A 20,703-nucleotide genomic window follows, 5' to 3' on the forward strand; every position below is an offset into this window, starting at 1 on the left:
TCCATTGATAACCGAGATATTATCCATGGAGGAAGCTGAATGAAAAATAAGCGATTAGTGGAAATTTATTTCGGAATATGGAAGGTAACCGTCGTACCTAACTCAGGTGTACTAGTTACGGTTAGTCCTTGGCCATATAGCTGTTTTAATCGTCGATCAGTATTCTTTAATCCGACTCCAGTTCTTTTATTAGAGTGTCTTGCTTGGCTGAATAATCGGCTTCGTTCTTCCTCCGTCATTCCTGCTCCATCATTTTGAATCGACACCTCGTAATGCTCATCTTTGCTTGTTATCCGTATCCAGATGGTACCACCACTTACTCTCTTCATCACACCATGTATGACCGCATTTTCTATGAGTGGTTGAATGGAGAGAGGAGGCAAGCAAAAGTCGAGCGCAGGATCGACATCCCACTGCACATTCAAACGATCACCAAACCGCTGTTTCTCTATATATAGATATGAACGAACAAGTGCTAGCTCCCGCTCTAGAGGAACGATTGGATCAGAGTTATGGAAATCAAAGCTTAAGCGTAAATAATGACTAAACTCCTCTAGCAGCACTTGCATTTTGTTGAAGTCTACTATCCCTAAGGCAGCAATCGAATTTAATGTATTAAATATAAAATGAGGTTGGATTTGAGATTGCAGCCAAGCCCCTTCCAGACGAAGGCGTTCCTTAAGTGAAAGCTTTAGATTCGTTAATGATTGCACTCTAGCTCGTAATTCCCATGCATCAACAGGCTTCGCGATATAGTCATTTGCTCCAGATTGGAAGCCGGTAACAATATCTTGCGTACGGCTTCGTGCTGTTAGGAGTAGAACAGGTAGTTCCACAATCGAAAAGTGTTCACGAATCTTTCGTGTTAATTCATACCCTGACACGTGTGGCATCATGACGTCTGAGATCACGAGATCAACTTGTTCGTTTTGTAGTACGTCCAAAGCCTCTTGAGCACTGGTCGCTGTAATGACATCATATTGCTCAGCTGCAAGCATATTGCGAAGGATGCTTAAGTTGATCGTGTCATCATCAACAGCTAATATCAATGGTTTTATATCTTGAGCTTCCAAGCTTATCTCAGCACGATCAATCTGTTTCGTCACGATGTCATCTGCATCAGAAATGGCTGCAGCGGTAAACTGTTCAGCAGACTCTAAAGCTTCGGAAGAATCGGTTGCCAAAGGAATCGTAAACGTAAACACAGAACCCTTACCCGGCGTTGATTGAACGGTTAACGTCCCGCCGTGTAGTTCAACGAGCTGCTTGGATATGCTTAGACCTAGGCCGAATCCCCCGCCTGCTCGGATTTCATTACGCTCTGCCTGCTCATAGGGAAGAAATATACTTTGAAGTGCCTTCTCTTCGATGCCAATACCGGTATCCTCTACTTGAATGTGAGCCATATGTTTAATGGTAGCCGCACGAATAATAATCGAGCCTTCATCGGTGTATTTTATAGCATTGTGCACGAGATTGAAAAGGATTTGAATGATTCGATTATGATCTCCTTGAACAGGAGGAAATGAATCGTCAATGTCTACAATGAGCTTGATCGGTTTTTCTGACAACATGATTTTCGCCATATCGAACACACCAGAGACGACGGACTGTAATTGAAAAGCAGTCGATTGTATGCGAATGGTGTTTTCCTTTAGCCTTGTTACATCAAGCAAATCGTCTACCATCAACGACAGACGTTTACTGACATGGATGAGCAGATTGAGACGTTGTTGCTGCTCTTGATGCAATGGTCGTTGGTTATCTTCCAGAATCGATTGTGTAATATTAATAATTCCATGCAAAGGATTTCTTAGTTCATGTGAAGTATTCACTAAAAATTCATCCTTGCGCTTATGTTCAGCCTGCAGCTGCTTCGTCAATAGCTTCGTTGCTTCTGTTGCATGGAAAAAACGTCTAAACCAAAATGCCGAGAAAGCAATGAGGGCAAAGATAATATCAAAAGGATAATGGATAAATTCGATTCCATAATAAAAATTTGCTACCGCCCAGACTACATTCGTTCCGAGAAACAAGCAGGCAAGCAATAAGAAAATAATATCCTCTTTGTCTCGCAGTGCTTTCCATAAAATATAAGCTGAGATTATGACAGATAAGATTAATATGATCGCAAGAATTCTTCCCCATGCAGTGATCAGATCAGTAGGAGCGAGTAGAATAAACACGGCATATGCACCGCATAAACTACCAAAGGCTCGCAATATTTTTATATTTAAATAAGCAGGGAGTATATGGTGAAACAGGGGTGGGATAAAGGCAACCGCACCGACATAGGAAAGATAAAAAAGTCTAATGATCCAGTAATTATTCGCATCAAACCAGAAAAATAGCAGCTTATCATCTACGACTAGTACACTGAACAGTGCACAGATCATAATTAATGAAAAATAAAATAAACCTTTGTTCTTCGATCCCATGAAGTACAGGATTAAAGCATATAAGCTATGAATCAATATAACGATACATAATAGTAACTGTAGGGCGGCTGAGATTGAGATGCGCAGCTGAAGAGCCTCCGCCGTACCAAACCGGATGGGATTTGTAATGCCCCCTGTTGCAGCATCACTAGATAGCTGTATAACAAGATCAATTTGACCATTTTTCGGTGTAAATGTTGCGGTATAAGGGATGTTCTGAGCTTGATAATCAGAAATAGTTGTTGCTGGTTGTCCCATCTGAGCAACTAAAATCCCATTGGCATAAACCGCAGATGTATTTTTTAGTCTAATACTAAAGGATTGATTCTGGTCTGCATCTAATAAGATTGTCAATCGGTACGTGCCGTAACGGAAGGAGTGCTCGTCCCCCTCACGCACGCTACTAGCAAATGCATCTTTCCATTCACTGGGAACTTGAAGGTGTTGAGGTTTCTCACTATCGTCCATAATGAATTGTGAAGGGTAGAACTCCCACTCACCATCTAGGCGAAGTGTGTGTCGATCTGTAAACTGCCAGCCTCGTAAATCAAGCACACCCTGCACAGCGACTGGTTTATCGATATAATTAAATGAGTTTAAATATTGCAGCCAGATGAGGCGCAGCCCAGTAATGGCTAACATTGAAATGATCATATATATAATCCACTTGCTAACTCTTCGTTTTGACATATTTATGTTCAACCCTTTTTATGGTATACGTGTCTTAAGTTCCATTAAACCACAATTATTGCAGCTTATACTACTCTATAACATGATTACATTTAGAATGGAGGATGTTTATGTCATTCAAAAATAAAGTTGTCGTTGTAACAGGTGGAGCACAGGGCATTGGGAAATGTATCTGTGATGAGTTTGAGAAACAAGGTGCAAAGGTAGGTGTTATCGATATAAAAGAAAATCCATACTTCCAAGGAGATATTAGCGAAGAGGAGACGTTAGTACGTTTTTCGAAAAAGATCATAACTGATTATGGTCATGTGGATTATCTTATCAATAATGCCTTGCCATTGTCCAAAGGATTAGATAGCTGTTCCTACGAAGAGTTTAATTACGCTCTCCGTGTAGGGGTGACAGCGCCATTTATGCTGACAAAGCTATTTAGAGAGCATTTTGCAGAAGGGGCAAGCATTGTTAATATCTCTTCCAGTAGAGATCGGATGAGCCAGCCTAACACCGAAAGCTATACTGCAGCTAAGGGTGGTATAGCAGCTTTAACGCATTCGCTTGCAGTAAGTCTTGCGGGGAAGGTCAGAGTGAATTCCATCTCTCCAGGCTGGATTGACACCGATTATGTAGAGTACGAAGGGGTAAATGCCCGTCAGCACCCGGCAGGTCGAGTAGGGAATCCACTGGACATTGCTAACATGGTGTTGTTTTTATGCTCTGATAAGGCAGGATTTATTACTGGAGAAAATATATGTATTGATGGTGGAATGACGAAGCAGATGATTTATCATGATGACTTTGGCTGGAAGCTGTCATAGGGATAAATATGACAATAGAGCACTCATCCTTCAGATGAATGCTCTTCTTTTTATTTGATTTTTGCTATAGCTTTTAGCTATAACTAGATATGACTTTTAGGTGTTACCTATACAATAATCTTCCATGCTACAATCAATGCAATACAACAGAAATGTACGAGCTGAGGAGGTTTTTTCTATGTGTAATAATCATAAATTTCAATTGGTTGGTAGCCTTTTGCGTCCAGCAGATTTGTTAGAATATAAGGCTCAAATTGAGCATCGTGACGATATCTGCTACCCATTCTATAATGAGCTTGAAGGATATGAGCAATGCGAAGCAAGCTCCATTCGTGCTGTAGTTAATAAGCAAATCGAGCATGGTATCACCCCGCTTACAGATGGAGAGCATTCAAAGTCAATGTGGCATTTGGACTTTGTGTGGGGCTTCCAAGGAATTAAACGCTATATTGCAGACCATGGTTACTTCTTCAGAGATATAGACGGCACCTCGAAATATGAGACGCGTAAAGATATCGGCCTTCGCATTACAGGTGAGCTAAGCGGAAAAAATCATCATTTTATTCATATCTATAAAAAGCTTCAAGCACTTGCAGGAGATCAAGAAACGAAGCTATGCGTGCCTTCTCCATCCCATATTTATGGAGAGCTGTCATGGTCAGATAATATTGGTGGAGCAGAAGCCGTTTATAAGGATCGTCAGGAGCTAAAGAGCGGTCTAGTTAAAGCCTACAAGGAGTTTGTTGAGGATTATGCTGCAGCTGGAGGAAAGATTCTACAGTTTGATGACTGCTTATGGGAGCTCTTTGCTGATGACAACCCGAATTCTCCATATACGGGCGAGCAAATTAATCAAGAGGAAGTACAAGCACTTGCTGCAGAATTCATTGACATAAACAACACATTAATCGACTACGGACATAGCTTAGGCTTGAAAATGTGGACCCATAACTGCCGCGGTAACTACGACTCTCGCAATATGGGTGGCGGCTCCTATGTTAAGATTGCTAACCTGTTCTTAAAGCAGCTGAACTATGATCGCTTCTTCCTTGAATGGGATGATGAGCGTGCTGGTTCACTTGAAGCATTGGCTGTATTTAAAGACAAGCCTAATACGGAGATTGTACTTGGCCTGCTATCGTCTAAGACGAATACGCTAGATGATGAAGCACGTGTACTAAGAATGCTAGATGAAGCAGCGAGCATTATTGATAAGGATAGATTGTTGCTTTCACACCAATGTGGATTTGCTTCCTGCGATGGTGGTAATGAGCTGACAGAAGCGGAGCAGTGGTTGAAGATCAATCAAGGACAAAAAATTGCCCAGCAATATTGGGGGAAGTAAGCTTGAGATAATTAAGCTTTGCAGCGTGTGAATTGCTGTAAAGTGTTCGTAAGAGGATGATTCTGAAGGTCGCACTTGACCGAGGAGTCATCCTCTTTGCTTAGAAAATGAACATGTATATTAAAAGTTTGCTATAGAGTCCCCTACTTAATCACTCTAGAATTAAGGTGAAATCATTAATGGAGGTGTAAGATGAAGAAGAAAACTTGGATTACTTTAGTTGCAACGAGTGTTATCTCACTATTTTTTGCGGTTAATGTATTTGCAGGGTTTGTGTTTTGGGAACCACTAACGTACCATAACGCTCAGACATGGGAAAAAGCAAATGGCTACTCCAATGGCGGCATGTTCAATTGTACTTGGCGTAGTAATAACGCCAGCTTTACCCACGATGGCAAGCTAAGACTCGGGCTAACAAGCTCGGCCTACAATCAATTTGATTGTGGAGAGTATCGTTCGACGAACACCTATGGGTATGGCTTGTATGAGGTAAGTATGAAGCCTGCTAAAAACACAGGAATTGTTTCCTCTTTTTTCACCTACACAGGGCCAGCTCATGGTACACAATGGGATGAGATTGATATTGAATTTCTAGGCAAGGATACGACCAAGGTGCAGTTCAATTATTTCACGAATGGAATTGGCGGCAATGAGAGAATAGTTGATCTTGGCTTTGATGCATCACAGGGCTTTCACACGTATGCCTTTGATTGGCAGCCGGGATATATTAAGTGGTATGTTGATGGGGTATTAAAGCATACAGCAACGAATAATATACCGAGTACACCAGGTAAAATTATGATGAATATATGGAATGGTACAGGTGTTGATGATTGGCTAGGTCCTTATAACGGAGCTAATCCATTGTACGCTGAATATGATTGGGTAAAATATACGAGCAACTAACATAACACAAAAGCAGCCCTAGCAGGCTGCTTTTGTGTTATGTTAGTCTAGCATTCATTGAGCAATCATCTTACTATTCATTAATAGAAATAGCATTATTTAAACAACGCATATTCAATTTTTAATATCCTAAATTAGTGCAATAAATGTTGCAATGTTAGTATGGGCAGCTATCAGGACATTCATTATGATTGGTTTTGTATATAACATTATATGACTGGGGGAATGAAAGTTGAACAGAGTGAAATCTAGTAAATGGAGCAGTATGTTATTGGTAGGCGCATTAACGATGACGACCATACTAGCTGGTTGTGGCGGGAATGGTGCGAATAATACGCCGAGCAACAACACGACAAGCCCATCTAATTCAACATCAACAAATACAACGAGTGTTGAGTTAAAGGATGGCAAATATGATCCGCCAATTACAATTAGTTATTTGCGTCCTTGGGGACCTGATGTAAAATTTAAGTCTGGCGAAGATCAAGACAATAACGTTCATACGCAGTGGGCAAAAGAAAAGCTAGGTATCGAACTAAAAAATCAATGGATATCACCTTCAACGAATAATGCATTTGAGACTAAGCTACGTTTGTCACTTGCATCGAATGCTGAAATGCCAGATATTATCTCCTACCGTGGTGAATTTAATCTAGTAAGAGAGCTTATCGAATCTGGAAAGTTTGTCGATGCTGGCGAACTATTCGATCAGTATGCAAGTGATGTTTGGAAAGCAGCGGTTAATGAAGATCCAACGGTTTGGTATCCGTATATGGAGGATGGCAAACGAATCGGTATTCCAATTCTTGACTTCGCTTATAACGGCGACCCTGTAATGTGGATTCGAGAGGACTGGATGAAGAAGTTTGGCTTTGAAGAACCGAAGACTCTAGCAGATCTAGAGCCAATCTTGGAAGCGTTCACTAATCAAGATCCAGATGGTAATGGTCAAAAGGATACGTACGGTTTGTCGATTGGATTCAAGAATGCGATCAATACATGGATGTCTGACGCTGGTTGGATATTCGGTGCATTTGGTTCCATGCCGAATCAATGGAACATGAAGGAAGACGGAACATTGGAATACGGTTCAGTGGGCGAAGGAACCAAGGAAGCATTGGCATTGCTGCAGGATTGGATGGGCAAAGGGTATATGTCAGAGGAAGCTGGCCTTTATGATGAGACCAAAGCTGCTGAAGAGTTCACTGCAGGTAAAGCAGGTATCGTTGTTGGTCCTCACTGGATGCCGTCATGGCCGCTTGAGGATGTGAAAAGAAACAATCCTGACGCTGAATACAAAGCGTATCCTATTCCTTCAGGACCTGATGGAAAAGCAGGCAGACGTGGAACATCTAATGGTAATGGTGTAATTCTTATTAATAAAGATATGGAAAATCCAGAAGCGTTCTTTACGTACCAAAACTACCTATTCGATCACTACGCTAATCCTGAGGTTGGCGGTGAGTTCGAATACGGCTTGGCAGAGGGTTATGACTGGGTAGTGGTTGATGGCGTGCCAACAACGGATTCAGCACTAACGGGCGGATATGCACCTGAGAAATATACACTTACGTTCGATGGAGCGCGTATTCCAAGCTTAAACATGGCGACATTAGCAAAGCTTGCAAGCGGGGAAGAACCATCAACACCATTTGAGAAAAAAATTAAAACGGGTGTGCCGCAACCGATGCTGGATGCAGCAACAATTGTAATGGCTCAGAAGGACATCGTTATGCCGCAAATGTTTACAGGTGCACCAACGAAAACGATGCAGATGAACAACGACATTCTATCTAAGATGGAAAATGACACATTCTCACAAATCATCTATGGAAAAACTTCAATCGATGCATACGATGCTTTTGTTGAGAAATGGTATTCCTCAGGTGGAAAACAGATTACAGAGGAAGTTAATGAATGGTATCAATCGGTTAGTGGTCAATAATCATTAACAGCAACTAAAACAAGCATTCTATACACGGTCAACGTGTGTAGAATGCTTGTTTTTAGGTTTTATTAGATGATGTGACTATAACGGTAGATTATCTCGATACTCTTGCGGTGTAACATCATAATATTTTTTGAATACGCGAATGAAATAAGCGGTATTGTTATATCCAACCCACTCAGCAATCTCAAACACTTTTGCTGTAGAGGTTCTTAAGTAATACGCTGCTTTTTCCATTCGCAATCGGTATACATAGGCCGTTAAGGCTTCACCCGTTTCTAGCTTGTAGATTTTAGATAAATATACGGGATGCAGATGAACATGGTCAGCAATGGCAGGTAGAGACACATCTGCTGCCAGGTTTCGGTCTACGAAGCTTTTTACACTGCGTACAATCGAGCTGTGATTATCCTTAAGCTCTTGCTCCGTATCCTCGCGAATATAGTATAGCGTTCGTTTGGACCAATCTAGCAGCTGCTGAGCGGTCGTATAGTGGGGGGCTTGGAAATAGCGATAGGACTCACTAGGTAGCACCTCAGAAAGCTGCTTGCCGTTTTTATGAATGATGAAGGCAAATGAGCCCGCTAAAATGTGATACACTTCGACCATCTGTTCAGCAATATCATGATTGCTGCTATGGAGCAATTCCTCAAAAATGTGATTTATCTTTTTCTCAACATCGTCAAATCTTCCAGCCTCGAGCAAATTATTTAAGGTTGGTGGCTCATACAGCGTTCGAATAGCTTGCATCGGGTCACGATTAGGCTCATCCAATGCGGTAACAAATAATCCTTGACCTTGCCCCATCCTTTTTCGCATAGATCTAACCGCGCGCTCGTAGATTTCATTGATCTGATTAGGAAACCGTCCCCAGCTGCCCACTAATATGGAGACAGCCCCTTTTAGGTACAGCTGAACATTCGTTTGAATTTGCTCCGCATATAGCTCAAGCTTCGCTTTCAAATGACCATCCTTACTTGAGGACACATCTTGCCGAGGGCTGACAAGAATAACGATATAATCATGAGCATCTCTTGTATGCCATATATGAAAGTCCTTTTGCATGACCTCGCTAACAATATTGCATATAGCATACTCTATGAGGGCAACATCTTGGTCTACCATCTCAGATAAATGCTCTTCCATCCGTATAACAAGCATACCGATCTGTTGGTCTACATGATAAGGGAGCTCGAGCAGCTGTAGCTTGTCCGTTAATGCAGCTTCTGTAAAGCTTTTTCCCGTAAGCAAGTCGTTAAGCAGCGTTGAACGGAGCAAGGGTAGATTCTCCTGCAAGGTATACAGAGCTTTGTGATAGGAGGCTGCTTCTTCCCATTTCTCTTTAATTCGATTGACGAGCCGCGTGACGGAATCGATCAGATCTTCATCACTTATCGGTTTTAATAAATAATCAAAGCTCTGCTGGGTGATGGCTTGCTTTGCATATTCAAAATCCGCATAACCCGTTAACAGTATGGAATGGACGTGCGGCCACCGCTCGTGGATGGTAGCAATTAATTCTATTCCAGACATACCGGGCATTTTTATATCTGTAATAATGATATCAATCGCGTTATTTTCCATAATTTCTAACGCCTTTGCACCTGACAATGCTTCATGGATGGTGCCAATTCCTAACGACTCCCACGGTATCGTCTCTGCTAATGTTTCTACAACTGAACGTTCATCGTCGACTAATAATAATTGCAGCATGTCTGTTCACCTACTCATTCGAATTGTTGTTGTTATGCCATGTAATGACGACCTTTACACCACCGAGCGGGGAATGGTAGTAAGTTAGACCTGCACATTCACCGTACATAAAGGATAACCGCTGGTGAACATTCCATGTTCCGCAGCCCATATTCTCATCTAGCGGTCGTTGAAGATTAGTTGTCATCTGTTCAAGCTGTTCCTCAGACATACCAACTCCGCTGTCCTCTACTGTAATGGTGTACACATTGTCGTTAAAATCTCCATAAATCCTTATCTCGCCATTCTCAGGCTTGGGCTCTATGCCATGAATTATAGCGTTTTCAATAATCGGCTGTAACGTTAGTCTTGGGACAGTTTTATTCAATACTTCATCGGGTACATCAATCGTATAGTTCACTCGTTCCAATCGAAGTGATTGGATTTCTAAGTAATTTGTAACCATTTTCAGCTCTTCACCAATCGTTGCTAGATCAGTTTCTGACCTCGTAATATATCGATAATAATCCCCTAGATTCAATGACATCGCTACGACAGCCTCTTCGTTTTTCATGCGAGCCATGTTTTTTATAAAAAACAAACAGTTGTATAGAAAGTGAGGATTAATCTGCGATTGTAATTGTTTTAACGTAGCCTCACGACGACGCAGCTTCTCCTCATACACGTTCTCAATTAGCTCTTGAATACGCTGAGCCATAATGTTGAACCTTGCAAACAGCAAGCTAAATTCATTGCGTGCTGAATAGTTTAGCCGCACAGAAAAATCCCCTGATGATAATCGATTCGTACCTCTTACAAGCTGCAGCAGAGGCAGCTGAATACTGCGATAAAGTGCAAATAAAATAATGACACTTACAACGATTAAAACTGCAACGGATGCATAGAACAAATTCCTGCTGCTCGTGATCGGACTTAATATTTGCTGGAGCGGTACGTAGTCGACATAATACCAATCTAAGCTGCTGGATTTAATATAGGACACATAATATACGGTTTCATTAAGCTTCGTACGAAAACCGCCATCATTCTGGAGCTCAGCGGATTTAAGCTGATCAGCCAGCAACGTCATTAAATCCTCTTGCTTTGAGCTATTGCTAATTAAGCCAAGCTCTGGATGAAACAGAAAGGGATCGCCATTGTTATTTAACTTGTTCTGGTCTAGAAGCGCTGCAAGATGATTAGCTGGGAAGCTGATTTTCGTAATTAATCTCGCTGTACTTGGATCATTCATTGCAGTAATAGGGTCGGTCGTATGCCAGATAAAGCTGTTGTCAGCATAGATCCATGACTGCGGAAAAGGCTCTATAAATTCGCTTTCCAGGTATGGAATCGATGAATAGTAATCGGTTGAAATTACCTGCTTCATACGCGGGAAATAGAGTGTAATCGTTGAGTGCCATTTGCTTGCCGCATTGTATAAATTGATCTTTTCGAGAATTGCTCTGTTCAGCTTAACTTGCTCATATGGACTATCTTTAAAGTCGGGTCTTTGGTACTCCTGAATGCTGGAATCTTGCCCAATTGATATGCCATATAGTGCAAGCTGATAAATGTTGGATTCGACAGATTCTGCAAAAGTCGTTAAACGATTCATCGTATTCGTTTCAATTTCATGCTCGATGACACGAATACTTTGCTGATTGGAATAGGTGTAAAGTGACAGCATGAGTATGAGCAGTAACACGATAAGCAGCGTTACCTTTGTAAAAACATTTAATCGAGCAATCAAAGTCATCCCCCCTAATCTAGTTAAAATATCAATATCGTTCTTGCAATATTAGGATATAGATCATAAATCGTCGTTGCTATAATCGTAACTATACAAGGTCTGGACGACCTAGAAAAGACAAAATTTTCAAAAGACTTGGAGGATGTTGGGGTGAAGGATCTTAATTTAGTTGCGGAGAAAGGGCCTAACGAGGCTCTTACTACCAAGAAACGTTGGAACATGAAACGAAACTGGCCACTGCATGTCATGCTCATACCTGCTGTGCTGTTAGCGATCGTGTTTCAGTATGTTCCAATGGCAGGTATTATTATTGCCTTTCAGGATTTTAAGCCGTGGCTTGGATTTTTTGAATCAGAATGGGTGGGGCTTGAAAACTTTCGTTATTTATTTCTATATCCCGATGTAGATCAGGTTATATGGAACACGCTCATTATTGCGGTGTTTAAGATAGTGGCTGGATTAATAGCCCCTTTAACGTTTGCCGTATTGCTCAATGAAGTGCGTTTAATGGCTTTTAAGAGAGTGACTCAGACGCTCGTTTATTTACCGCACTTCTTATCATGGGTTATTCTTGGCGGGATCTTACTTGATATTCTTTCTCCACAAGGTGGAATGGTGAATAAGCTTGTCGTTGCCCTTGGCGGGGAACCGATATTTTTCCTTGGTGATGGCAACTGGTTCAGATTTACGTTGATCGTCAGTGATGTCTGGAAGGAGTTTGGTTTCGGAACGATTGTATTTCTTGCATCTCTAGCAGGGATTAATCCTGCCTTGTATGAAGCAGCGGAAGTCGATGGAGCTAATCGCTTTAAGCAGACGCTGCATATTACGCTGCCAGCTTTGATGCCAATCACGATCGTCGTCATGACGCTTTCACTAGGTAATATCCTGAATGCTGGCTTCGATCAGGTGTTTAACTTATACAATCCGCTTGTATATGACAAGGGCGATATTATAGATACCTTTGTTTATCGACTAGGGATTCTGAATGGGAAGATGAGCTTTGCTACAACGGTAGGATTGTTCAAATCAGCAGTAGGTACTGTTCTAATTATTGTTTCGTACAGATTGGCTTATAAACTAGCTAATTACCGTGTGTTCTAGAAGGAGGAGAGACGAGCTTGTATTACAAAACTAGAGGATACAAAGTATTCAGCATTGCTAACTATATTTTCCTGGGGATCTTATCTCTGCTATGTATATTGCCAATTGTCCATATCTTGGCTGTTTCATTCAGTAGCATGGCACCAGCTTCATCAAATTTGGTTGGATTCTGGCCAATCGGCTTTACAACGGATGCGTACGTAAAAACATTTGGCAACTCAAACTTTATTAACTCACTTTTAGTTTCAGCACAGCGAACGATTTTAGCTACAGTGATCGGAATGGTGCTTGTGCTAGTAACCGCGTTTCCATTATCAAAGGAGGATGCGAGCTTCCGAGGTCGTTCGCTCTACACTTGGTTCCTTGTCTTCACGATTCTATTTAGCGGCGGATTGATTCCGAGCTATATTCTAGTCCAGAAGCTTGGAATTATGGATACGATCTGGGCGCTTATCTTACCGGGGGCGTTGTCCGTATGGAATGTGATCCTCATGATGAACTTCTTTCGCGGTCTTCCGAAGGAGCTTGAGGAAGCTGCCTATCTGGACGGTGCAGGGCAATTCAAAACGTTAATGCTTGTCTATATTCCTTTGTCCATGCCGGCTGTTGCGACCCTATCATTATTCACGATGGTTTATCACTGGAATGCTTGGTTTGATGGGATGATTTATATGTCGGATATTAAAAATTATCCGCTCGCTTCACTGCTGCAGACCATTATCGTGCAGCAGGATTTTAGTAAGATCAATGTTGATGCGTCGATGCTGGAGAATGTATCACAGCGAACTGTGCGTGCAGCACAAATATTTATTGGAGCACTACCAATTTTAATGGTTTACCCTTTCTTACAGCGATTCTTCGTTAAAGGATTAGTCCTTGGAGCGGTTAAGGAATAAGAAAGCTGCGATGAAAGGATTTGAGCCAACAGGAACAGTCAACAGGGTGAACAATCATATCAGGAGGATCAACGATGAAAAAGTGGTTAGCGTTGTGTATGGCAATTTGTTTAGTCGTAATGCTTGTCTCTGCAGCGAACGAAAACGTGCATGCAGCGGGAAATGTTGAGCAAGGACAAAGTCAGCACGATCTGGATGTAAGTGGGCAAGAAGAAGAGCCGGAAGTTAACACATCAGAGAACGTACAACCATGGAAGGATCTTACCGAGCATTGGGCTGAACCTGCAATAAAGCACATGAGTGCGTTAGCATTAATGAACGGCTATAGGGACGGTTATTTTAGACCGGAGCTTCACATTAGCCGAGCAGAATTTGTTGCTGTTCTAGATCGAATCTTTGGATTTACAGGTAGTCATGTAACCACATTTGAAGATGTGCAGGCTAGCGCATGGTATTACGATGCGATGATGCGCGCGAATGGTTCGGGTATCCTGTTAGGAACCTCTGACACAACACTTTCACCAGCAGCTCCCGTAACAAGAGAGGATGCTGCAGTGATGATCGATCGCGCTTTTCAGCTGTCGACCGAGATGAAAGACGACGCTGTGCTAGAAAAGTACGATGACTATAGCGAGGTATCTGAATACTCCAAGCAAGCTCTTTCCTATATGGTAAGTGAGAGCATAATGAAGGGGTATAGTGGAAAGCTGCAGCCGAAAGTACCTATTACGCGTGCAGAAACAGCGCAGCTGCTCTCAGCAATGATCGGTGATGTGATCAGTTCGCCTGATACGTATTCACCATCAACGGTAGAGGGAAATGTCATTATCCGCGCTGCAGATGTCTCAGTAAAGAACACCATGATTAATGGTAATCTATTGCTTGCTGAAGGTATTGGTGAAGGGGATATTACGCTAGAGGGCGTTAAGGTTACAGGAAGCGTAATTATAAAAGGCGGCGGAAGCCACTCGGTGAATATCAATCATTCAGATATTGATCGAATCGTGATTGATAAGAACGATAAGCCAGTAAGGGTTACCATTAACAACACTAGTCGAATTCAGCAGCTACTGCTGCTGCAACAAGCAATCATTGAGCTGTCCAACGATAGCTCGATCGGTACATTACATGTAGACGCTGAAGCTCATCATGCTGTTATTCAAGCTGAGGGTTCGATTCAGGAGCTACTCGTTCAAGCTAGCCATGTCATCGTTAATAATGAGGAGGTTCGAGCGGGATTGCGTACAACGATTAAAGGCAAAGCGGAAGATAATGATAATGACCAGGTCGGTACAGGAACTCCATATCAGCCAAGTAACCCAACTGGTGAGAAGCCAGTTCCGGCAACGACAATCCCTGATCATCAATGGCAGCTAGTTTGGAATGATGAATTTAACGGACCAGCTATTGATGCTTCGAAATGGACGGTAATGGATACGGGACTCGTATACAACAATGAGCTGCAATATTACAGTCCCAACAATACAAGAATTATCAAGGATAACGACCGCAGTGTACTCCAGATCGAAGCGAAAAGGGGCGGGGATGGCGGCAAGGATTATAGCTCAGGCAAGCTTATTACAATGGGCAAAGGAGACTGGACATACGGTAAAGTTGTCGTACGTGCTAAGCTACCTGTACAGCAAGGCATATGGCCAGCGATTTGGATGATGCCAACAGATGAAGCTCATTATGGCGGTTGGCCAGCCTCCGGTGAGATCGACATCATGGAGTTAATCGGCGGAGAGCAGAACAAAAATCGTGTATACAGTACACTGCATTTTGACAGTAAGCAGCCCGATGGAACACATGGTCACGTGCAGGGCAGCTTGACTCTGCCTGAAGGACAGTCGTTCTCAGATGACTATCATGATTTCCAAGTGGAATGGTTACCAGGCTTAATACGTTTCTATGTCGATGGCGTCATGCATCATGAGGTGAAGGATTGGCAAACAAAAGCAGCGGGTCAGCCAGAGTATTATACGTTTCCAGCCCCATTTGATCGACCGTTTTATTTAATTCTTAATGTAGCGGTAGGTGGAGATTGGCCGGGGTCGCCGAATGATGATTTCCAATCCGACACAATGGAATTGGATTTCGTTCGTGTTTACTCGTATCAGGATTTAGATCGTTGGCCAGATGTTACAGGAAATCCTCCAAAGCCGGAAAAGCTGCGTGAACCGCAAGAGGATGGCAATCTGATTTACAATTCTAATTTTACTGAAGCGGTTAATACAGACGGTGTCCCTCATCAATGGGAATTTCTAACGAACGCCAACGGAGCAGGTGCCGTAGAGGTTGTTAATGATGAGCTAAAGGGCAAGGTGGCACAAGTCACGATAGACGATGCAGGCACTGAGAGCTATTCGATTCAGCTTACACAGAAGCCGATCTATGTGGAGAAGCATAAGAGATACAAGGTTCAATTTGATGCGAAAGCATCAGCTGAGCGCAGCCTGATGTCAAAGGTCACACAGTTCGAGAATAGCTGGACGAATTACTCAGGAGATCGATCCTTTGAGCTTACTACAGCATGGCAGTCCTATGAATACGAATTTAATATGAATGCAAGCTCTGATAACAATGCTAGATTTGAATTTAATCTTGGACTGAATGATGGAACCGTTATGCTGACGAATGTTCGACTGATTGAGCTCGGTGATGCAGAACCACTTCCAGAGGTTCCTGGTGATCGCCCAGCCTTGTTCGATGGCAACTTAATCTATAACGGCACGTTTGATCAAGGAAAAGATCGACTAGCGTTTTGGAAGAGCAGCATCGCTTCAGAGGCAGCAGCGAAGGTAAGTGTTAACAATTTTCTTCAGTTTCCGATTATGGAACGTCAGTTAACCGTTGATGTTACTGATACGAACGGTGACCCAGAAGCAGTTGTTGTTGCACAGCCGGATCTTAGCCTTAAGGCGAATACAACGTACGGTTTATATTATGATGCGAAGGCTGATTCTCCAAGAGCTTTAACGATTGATGCTGTAAGTACAGGCAACCATACGATCCAAATTGCACAAGGGAGAACGGTACAGCTTGGAACGGATATGCAGACCTATGCAGGGGAGATCGTTGTAGGTGATGGTGAATCAGATATACGAGCTGCGCTCGAGTTTTTATTTGGCGAATCTACTGGAAAGGTCTATATCGATAATGTCCGTCTAGTGAAGCGTGGACACCCAATATTTGTTGATGGCTATGCCCATGTGCCAGCCACGCAGGCATGGCTAATGCAAGGCTTGCAGCTTGAGGATTCAAGCGAAGGCGGAAAAAATATAGGCTATATGGACGAAGGTGATCTGCTGCAATATAAGGTTCAGGTCGCGCGTAATGCTAATTATGTATTATCTGCTCGTTTAGCTAGTGAGGAAAGCAATTCGACTGTCGGATTCACAATTAAAGATGAAACAGGCAGCATCGTTACGCAATCAGCATTTAACCTTGGCAGCACTGGCGGATGGCAAACCTATAAGACGATACCTTTGGCACCCGTTAATCTAGAAGCCGGACGCAATTACTATGTTGAATTTACAGGGTTCGATTACAACACACTATGGATTGATTTCTCAGAGAATAAAGTGAGAGATGGACAGTTTTCAGATGAATTAAGCTACTGGGACTTAATTCCGTCCGATTTAACGGCATCTATCTCTGAGGCAGGAGATCTAACGATAGGTCTGTCAGGAACAACGGCAAACTGGTGGGATGCCTTATTGCAGCAGGATCAAATCGCACTTGAAGCAAACAAATATTATAGATTAGAATTTGACGCATATACTTCCGAAGAGCTTAAAGCGCTGCAGGTCGTTCTATCCCATAATGGTGGCGAGTTTAACAAGTATTTTGAGGAAGAAGTGCAGCTAAGCAGTAGTAAGCAGAGCTACGCATTTACCATCGCGATGGGTGCACAATTTGATGAGAATGCCGTGCTTGCCTTTGGATTAGGAAATAGTGTTTCTTCTAATGGAGCACATACTGTTTCGATTAATGAAGTAAGGCTATATGAGATCAATCCGAACGCCGATCAGGGCGGTCAGCCTATCAACGTTAATTTGATTGCGAATGGCGATTTCTCTAACGGGTCTGAGGGATGGATCACCTATGCAGCAGGCGATCAGAGCCAACTGACCATAGATACCATCGATGGTAAGCTTCTAGCGAGTATTGGCGATGCAGGAGAAAACTCATGGGATCGACAAGTGATCTACGAAGGACTTGCGATACAGCAAGGGTCACGATATACGATTTCCTTTAAAGCCAAAGCAGTGGATGCAAGAAAGCTAGGCATTGGCATCGGATGGGTAGATGCAGAAAACAACTACGCATGGCATGGTTACTTTGAGCATCAGGTGGACTTAACAGCGGAAGAGCAGCTTTATACCTTTACATTTGAGGCTAATAAAGAAAGCTATGCCAATGCTAGAGTTTCATTTGATATGGGGAATATGTTAGGCCAGCGTGACAGTGATACTACAATTACAATATCCGATGTAAGCTTAGTTAATATCGGACCAGCGAATTAATCTAGGCTAAGCTGCTTAAAGCCGTTGAAGTTTTACGAAAGTAAAATGTTCAACGGCTTTTTAGTTATAAATGATGGAGACAGCTTCGATGATGTATTCTACAATCTACAATGATCAAGCCTTAAACTGTTAATTTAACCCTAATTTGAGTAAACTATGAAGCATAACGTATTGGGGAGGCCGAATAGAATGGAGCTTTGGTTTTTAGGGACAAGTGCGGGTATGCCGATTCGTGGAAGAAACGTAACCTCGATCGCGTTAAAAATATCCCGTAACAGCGGACAGTTTTGGATGTTCGACTGCGGCGAGGGCACCCAGCATCAGCTGCTGAATACCCCCTTGAAGCTTAGCCGCTTGAGTAAGCTATTCATTACTCATTTGCATGGAGATCATGTCTATGGCTTGCCGGGCTTGCTAAGCTCTCGTTCATCATTAGGTGGTATAGAGCCACTACATATTTATGGACCGCCCGGCTTGCGTGAGCTCGTGGAAACCAACCTGCGGATCGCGGAGACGCACTTGAATTATGCAATAAGCATTGTGGAGATTGCAGAAGGGGTTATTCTCGAGGATGAAGATATGACGATCGAAGCAGCAAAGCTGGATCATCGAATCGATAGCTATGGCTATCGCTTGATGGAGCGTGAGCGTCCAGGGGTATTAAATGCTGGGTGGCTGGCAGAGATGGGGATTCCACCTGGGCCGTTATATGGACAGCTCAAGGCAGGGAAGGACGTAAGCTTGGAGGATGGCCGGATGATTCGATCTGCAGATGCCGTTGGCGAGCCATTGCCAGGTCGCATTATTACGATATTAGGTGATACAAGGCCGTGTGAAAATGCAGTGTACCTAGGCAAAGGAGCTGATGTGCTTGTTCATGAAGCAACATTTGCACATGACTTGGCAGACAAGGCTCATGAATACGGTCATGCTACGACGATACAAGCAGCACAGATTGCACGTGCTGCAGGTGCTGAAAGGCTGTTTTTAACTCACTTTAGCTCCCGATATTTGGATGAGCAATTAGCTGAGCTTGAAGCGGAGGCTAAAACTGTGTTCGATAATACGGTAGCGGCTGTAGAGCTTAAACCATATATTGTGCCTATGAAAACAAAGAAGGTCTCGGGCTAACAGACCTTCTTTGTTTTTTAATTAATGTTGCTTACCGCTTGTTCATTGAGTCATAGCTATACGCTAGCTTTAATAGATTAGTATGTGGAATTACTAATTGAAAAGGAGGCTGAAACGATTGTCACAAGCGAGTATTTTGGAATGGACCTTTGTCACAGAGTGTCCAATTCCACAGGATGTAAACCAATTGCTGGTGGAAGGTGAGGTAGCGGTTGCTGCGTATCAAACTTACCGGGATTCCGCGATCTTTACAAACAAAAGACTGATTGTGAGAGATGCACAAGGCTTCACAGGTAAAAAGGTGGAAATATATTCGTTGCCTTATTCTTCAATTAACATGTGGTCGACAGAGAATGCGGGAAGCTTTCTTGATTTCAATGCTGAGGTAGAATTGTGGACACGAGCAGGTCATATCAAAGTAAAGCTGCAAAAAGGAGTGGATATTCGAGCATTCGATAGGTTGATCGCTAACGCTATCTTAAAAGATTAATACATAACAAATACACCATTTGTAAGGCTAATGGTGTATTTGTTGTACATATTTAGTGTGGGGAATAACCTATACCCCTCAAGCTTAAGCAAATTTACGCACGGAGATTTTACGGAAATCCTTAGTCTTAGCAATAGGCTGGCCGCCTTCGAGAAACTTTTGATCGCCAACCTGCCACGTATGAGAATATTTATCTTTTCGACGGATATAGACGTAGTTAAAGGGTGAGGTCGCGTATATCGTGTAGCCCTTTTCGGCGCAATCTCTTAAAAATTTGACATCTTCACCAAGCGTGATGTCAGAGAAACGTACATCTTTTAGTATGCTTCTTCGGAACAAGAGTGTTCCTCCTTGAATAAAGCTTACTGGTTTGTTCATTTCAAGAGGAGAGCGAACGAGAAGCTGCTGACTTGCGGCGAGATAGACAAAGCAAGCGTGCTTGCCCACTACCGCGCTTCCTGTACGTAGGAGCGTGTGGACCTGCTCCTTTAGATAATATGGTGAATAATAATCATCATGGTCAAACTTAGTAATGAGTGGATACTTGGCTTTGCTAATCCCGCAATTTAAGCATTGACCAAGCGAGACTCGCTCTGCAACCCTATATATGGTTATATCGGGATACATAGCGACCTTCTTCTTCCATTCTCTTACATCAATGCTGTCTTTATTAATGATGATAATGAGCTCTTTTCGTTGATAGCGCTGAGACCGATAATTGCGCAATATATTTTTGAAAAAACCAGGGTGATTCGTACACGTAATAATGGACACACCAGGTTCGTACAAAAGCTTTCCCTCCATTTCGTATTAGTACAATGTCACTACTATATGGTATTAGTATCCATAGCAGTTTGCTTAGACTTATCCGAAAAGAGAGGGAAGAATATGATAATGAAGAAAGATTAGCGGAACAGATATCTGTCGGTTATTTACATGAAGGAATGTAAGTGAAGCGTGTATCTATCG

13 protein-coding genes are annotated in these 20,703 nt (G+C 42.5%); 9 read left to right on the forward strand and 4 right to left on the reverse strand.

Going from position 1 to position 20,703, the window contains the following annotated elements; genetic code table 11:
- Positions 1-65: 65 nt before the first annotated feature.
- Positions 66-3,092 carry a hybrid sensor histidine kinase/response regulator gene (locus M3180_RS12050; RefSeq protein ID WP_251667722.1) on the reverse strand — a complete coding sequence of 1,009 codons (3,027 nt, stop codon included), beginning with the start codon at positions 3,090-3,092 and terminating at the stop codon, positions 66-68.
- A gap of 146 nt (positions 3,093-3,238) precedes the next feature.
- On the opposite strand from M3180_RS12050, the gene M3180_RS12055 reads away from it, so the two are divergent.
- The 4 genes from M3180_RS12055 (at position 3,239) to M3180_RS12070 (ending at position 8,139) form a co-directional block, all read left to right on the forward strand.
- Entirely contained in the window at positions 3,239-3,943 is a 705-nt protein-coding gene (locus tag M3180_RS12055) for an SDR family oxidoreductase (RefSeq protein WP_251667725.1), read from the forward strand.
- A 178-nt stretch (positions 3,944-4,121) separates the two neighbouring features.
- Complete coding sequence (locus M3180_RS12060; RefSeq protein ID WP_251667727.1) at positions 4,122-5,288, forward strand: cobalamin-independent methionine synthase II family protein; 1,167 nt, start codon at positions 4,122-4,124, stop codon at positions 5,286-5,288.
- Positions 5,289-5,480: 192 nt separating this feature from the next.
- Positions 5,481-6,194: a beta-glucanase gene (gene bglS / locus M3180_RS12065; RefSeq protein ID WP_251667729.1), complete on the forward strand. Its 714-nt coding sequence runs from the start codon at positions 5,481-5,483 to the stop codon at positions 6,192-6,194.
- A 265-nt stretch (positions 6,195-6,459) separates the two neighbouring features.
- Positions 6,460-8,139, forward strand: coding sequence for an extracellular solute-binding protein (locus M3180_RS12070; protein WP_251668047.1), 1,680 nt, complete (start codon positions 6,460-6,462; stop codon positions 8,137-8,139).
- An 84-nt stretch (positions 8,140-8,223) separates the two neighbouring features.
- On the opposite strand, the gene M3180_RS12075 is transcribed toward M3180_RS12070, so the two are convergent.
- Both M3180_RS12075 and M3180_RS12080 read right to left on the reverse strand, forming a co-directional pair.
- Positions 8,224-9,855, reverse strand: a complete 1,632-nt coding sequence (locus tag M3180_RS12075; protein ID WP_251667731.1) for a response regulator — start codon at positions 9,853-9,855, stop codon at positions 8,224-8,226.
- A 10-nt stretch (positions 9,856-9,865) separates the two neighbouring features.
- A complete protein-coding gene (locus M3180_RS12080; protein ID WP_251667733.1) occupies positions 9,866-11,584 on the reverse strand; it encodes a sensor histidine kinase in 1,719 nt (572 codons plus the stop codon).
- Between the two features lie 219 nt (positions 11,585-11,803).
- Here M3180_RS12080 and M3180_RS12085 point away from each other — a divergent pair, with 219 nt between their 5' ends.
- The 5 genes from M3180_RS12085 (at position 11,804) to M3180_RS12105 (ending at position 19,734) form a co-directional block, all read left to right on the forward strand.
- Positions 11,804-12,688 (forward strand): ABC transporter permease, encoded by an 885-nt coding sequence (locus M3180_RS12085; protein ID WP_251668048.1) that lies wholly within the window; start codon positions 11,804-11,806, stop codon positions 12,686-12,688.
- A 17-nt stretch (positions 12,689-12,705) separates the two neighbouring features.
- On the forward strand, positions 12,706-13,584 hold the full coding sequence (locus M3180_RS12090; protein WP_251667734.1) for a carbohydrate ABC transporter permease: 879 nt from the start codon (positions 12,706-12,708) through the stop codon (positions 13,582-13,584).
- Positions 13,585-13,658: 74 nt separating this feature from the next.
- The gene (locus M3180_RS12095; protein ID WP_251667736.1) at positions 13,659-18,113 is read left to right on the forward strand and encodes a carbohydrate binding domain-containing protein; all 4,455 of its coding nucleotides are present in this window, start codon (positions 13,659-13,661) and stop codon (positions 18,111-18,113) included.
- Between the two features lie 189 nt (positions 18,114-18,302).
- Positions 18,303-19,244, forward strand: a complete 942-nt coding sequence (rnz, locus tag M3180_RS12100) for a ribonuclease Z (RefSeq protein ID WP_251667738.1) — start codon at positions 18,303-18,305, stop codon at positions 19,242-19,244.
- A gap of 118 nt (positions 19,245-19,362) precedes the next feature.
- Positions 19,363-19,734, forward strand: a complete 372-nt coding sequence (locus tag M3180_RS12105) for a PH domain-containing protein (RefSeq protein WP_251667740.1) — start codon at positions 19,363-19,365, stop codon at positions 19,732-19,734.
- Between the two features lie 84 nt (positions 19,735-19,818).
- Here M3180_RS12105 and M3180_RS12110 read toward each other — a convergent pair whose 3' ends face one another.
- Positions 19,819-20,523 carry a glycosyltransferase family 2 protein gene (locus tag M3180_RS12110; protein ID WP_251667742.1) on the reverse strand — a complete coding sequence of 235 codons (705 nt, stop codon included), beginning with the start codon at positions 20,521-20,523 and terminating at the stop codon, positions 19,819-19,821.
- Between the last annotated feature and the right edge of the window lie 180 nt (positions 20,524-20,703).

It is taken from the genome of Paenibacillus camelliae (assembly GCF_023715345.1).
GTDB lineage: Bacteria > Bacillota > Bacilli > Paenibacillales > Paenibacillaceae > Pristimantibacillus > Pristimantibacillus camelliae.

Coding starts and splice junctions, on each gene's coding strand:
- M3180_RS12095 (WP_251667736.1), top strand. CDS start 13,659: ATGAAAAAGTGGTTAGCGTTGTGTATGGCAATTTGTTTAGTCGTAATG.
- M3180_RS12060 (WP_251667727.1), top strand. CDS start 4,122: ATGTGTAATAATCATAAATTTCAATTGGTTGGTAGCCTTTTGCGTCCA.
- rnz (WP_251667738.1), top strand. CDS start 18,303: ATGGAGCTTTGGTTTTTAGGGACAAGTGCGGGTATGCCGATTCGTGGA.
- M3180_RS12085 (WP_251668048.1), top strand. CDS start 11,804: ATGAAACGAAACTGGCCACTGCATGTCATGCTCATACCTGCTGTGCTG.
- M3180_RS12070 (WP_251668047.1), top strand. CDS start 6,460: ATGTTATTGGTAGGCGCATTAACGATGACGACCATACTAGCTGGTTGT.
- M3180_RS12075 (WP_251667731.1), bottom strand. CDS start 9,855: ATGCTGCAATTATTATTAGTCGACGATGAACGTTCAGTTGTAGAAACA.
- bglS (WP_251667729.1), top strand. CDS start 5,481: ATGAAGAAGAAAACTTGGATTACTTTAGTTGCAACGAGTGTTATCTCA.
- M3180_RS12050 (WP_251667722.1), bottom strand. CDS start 3,092: ATGATCATTTCAATGTTAGCCATTACTGGGCTGCGCCTCATCTGGCTG.
- M3180_RS12055 (WP_251667725.1), top strand. CDS start 3,239: ATGTCATTCAAAAATAAAGTTGTCGTTGTAACAGGTGGAGCACAGGGC.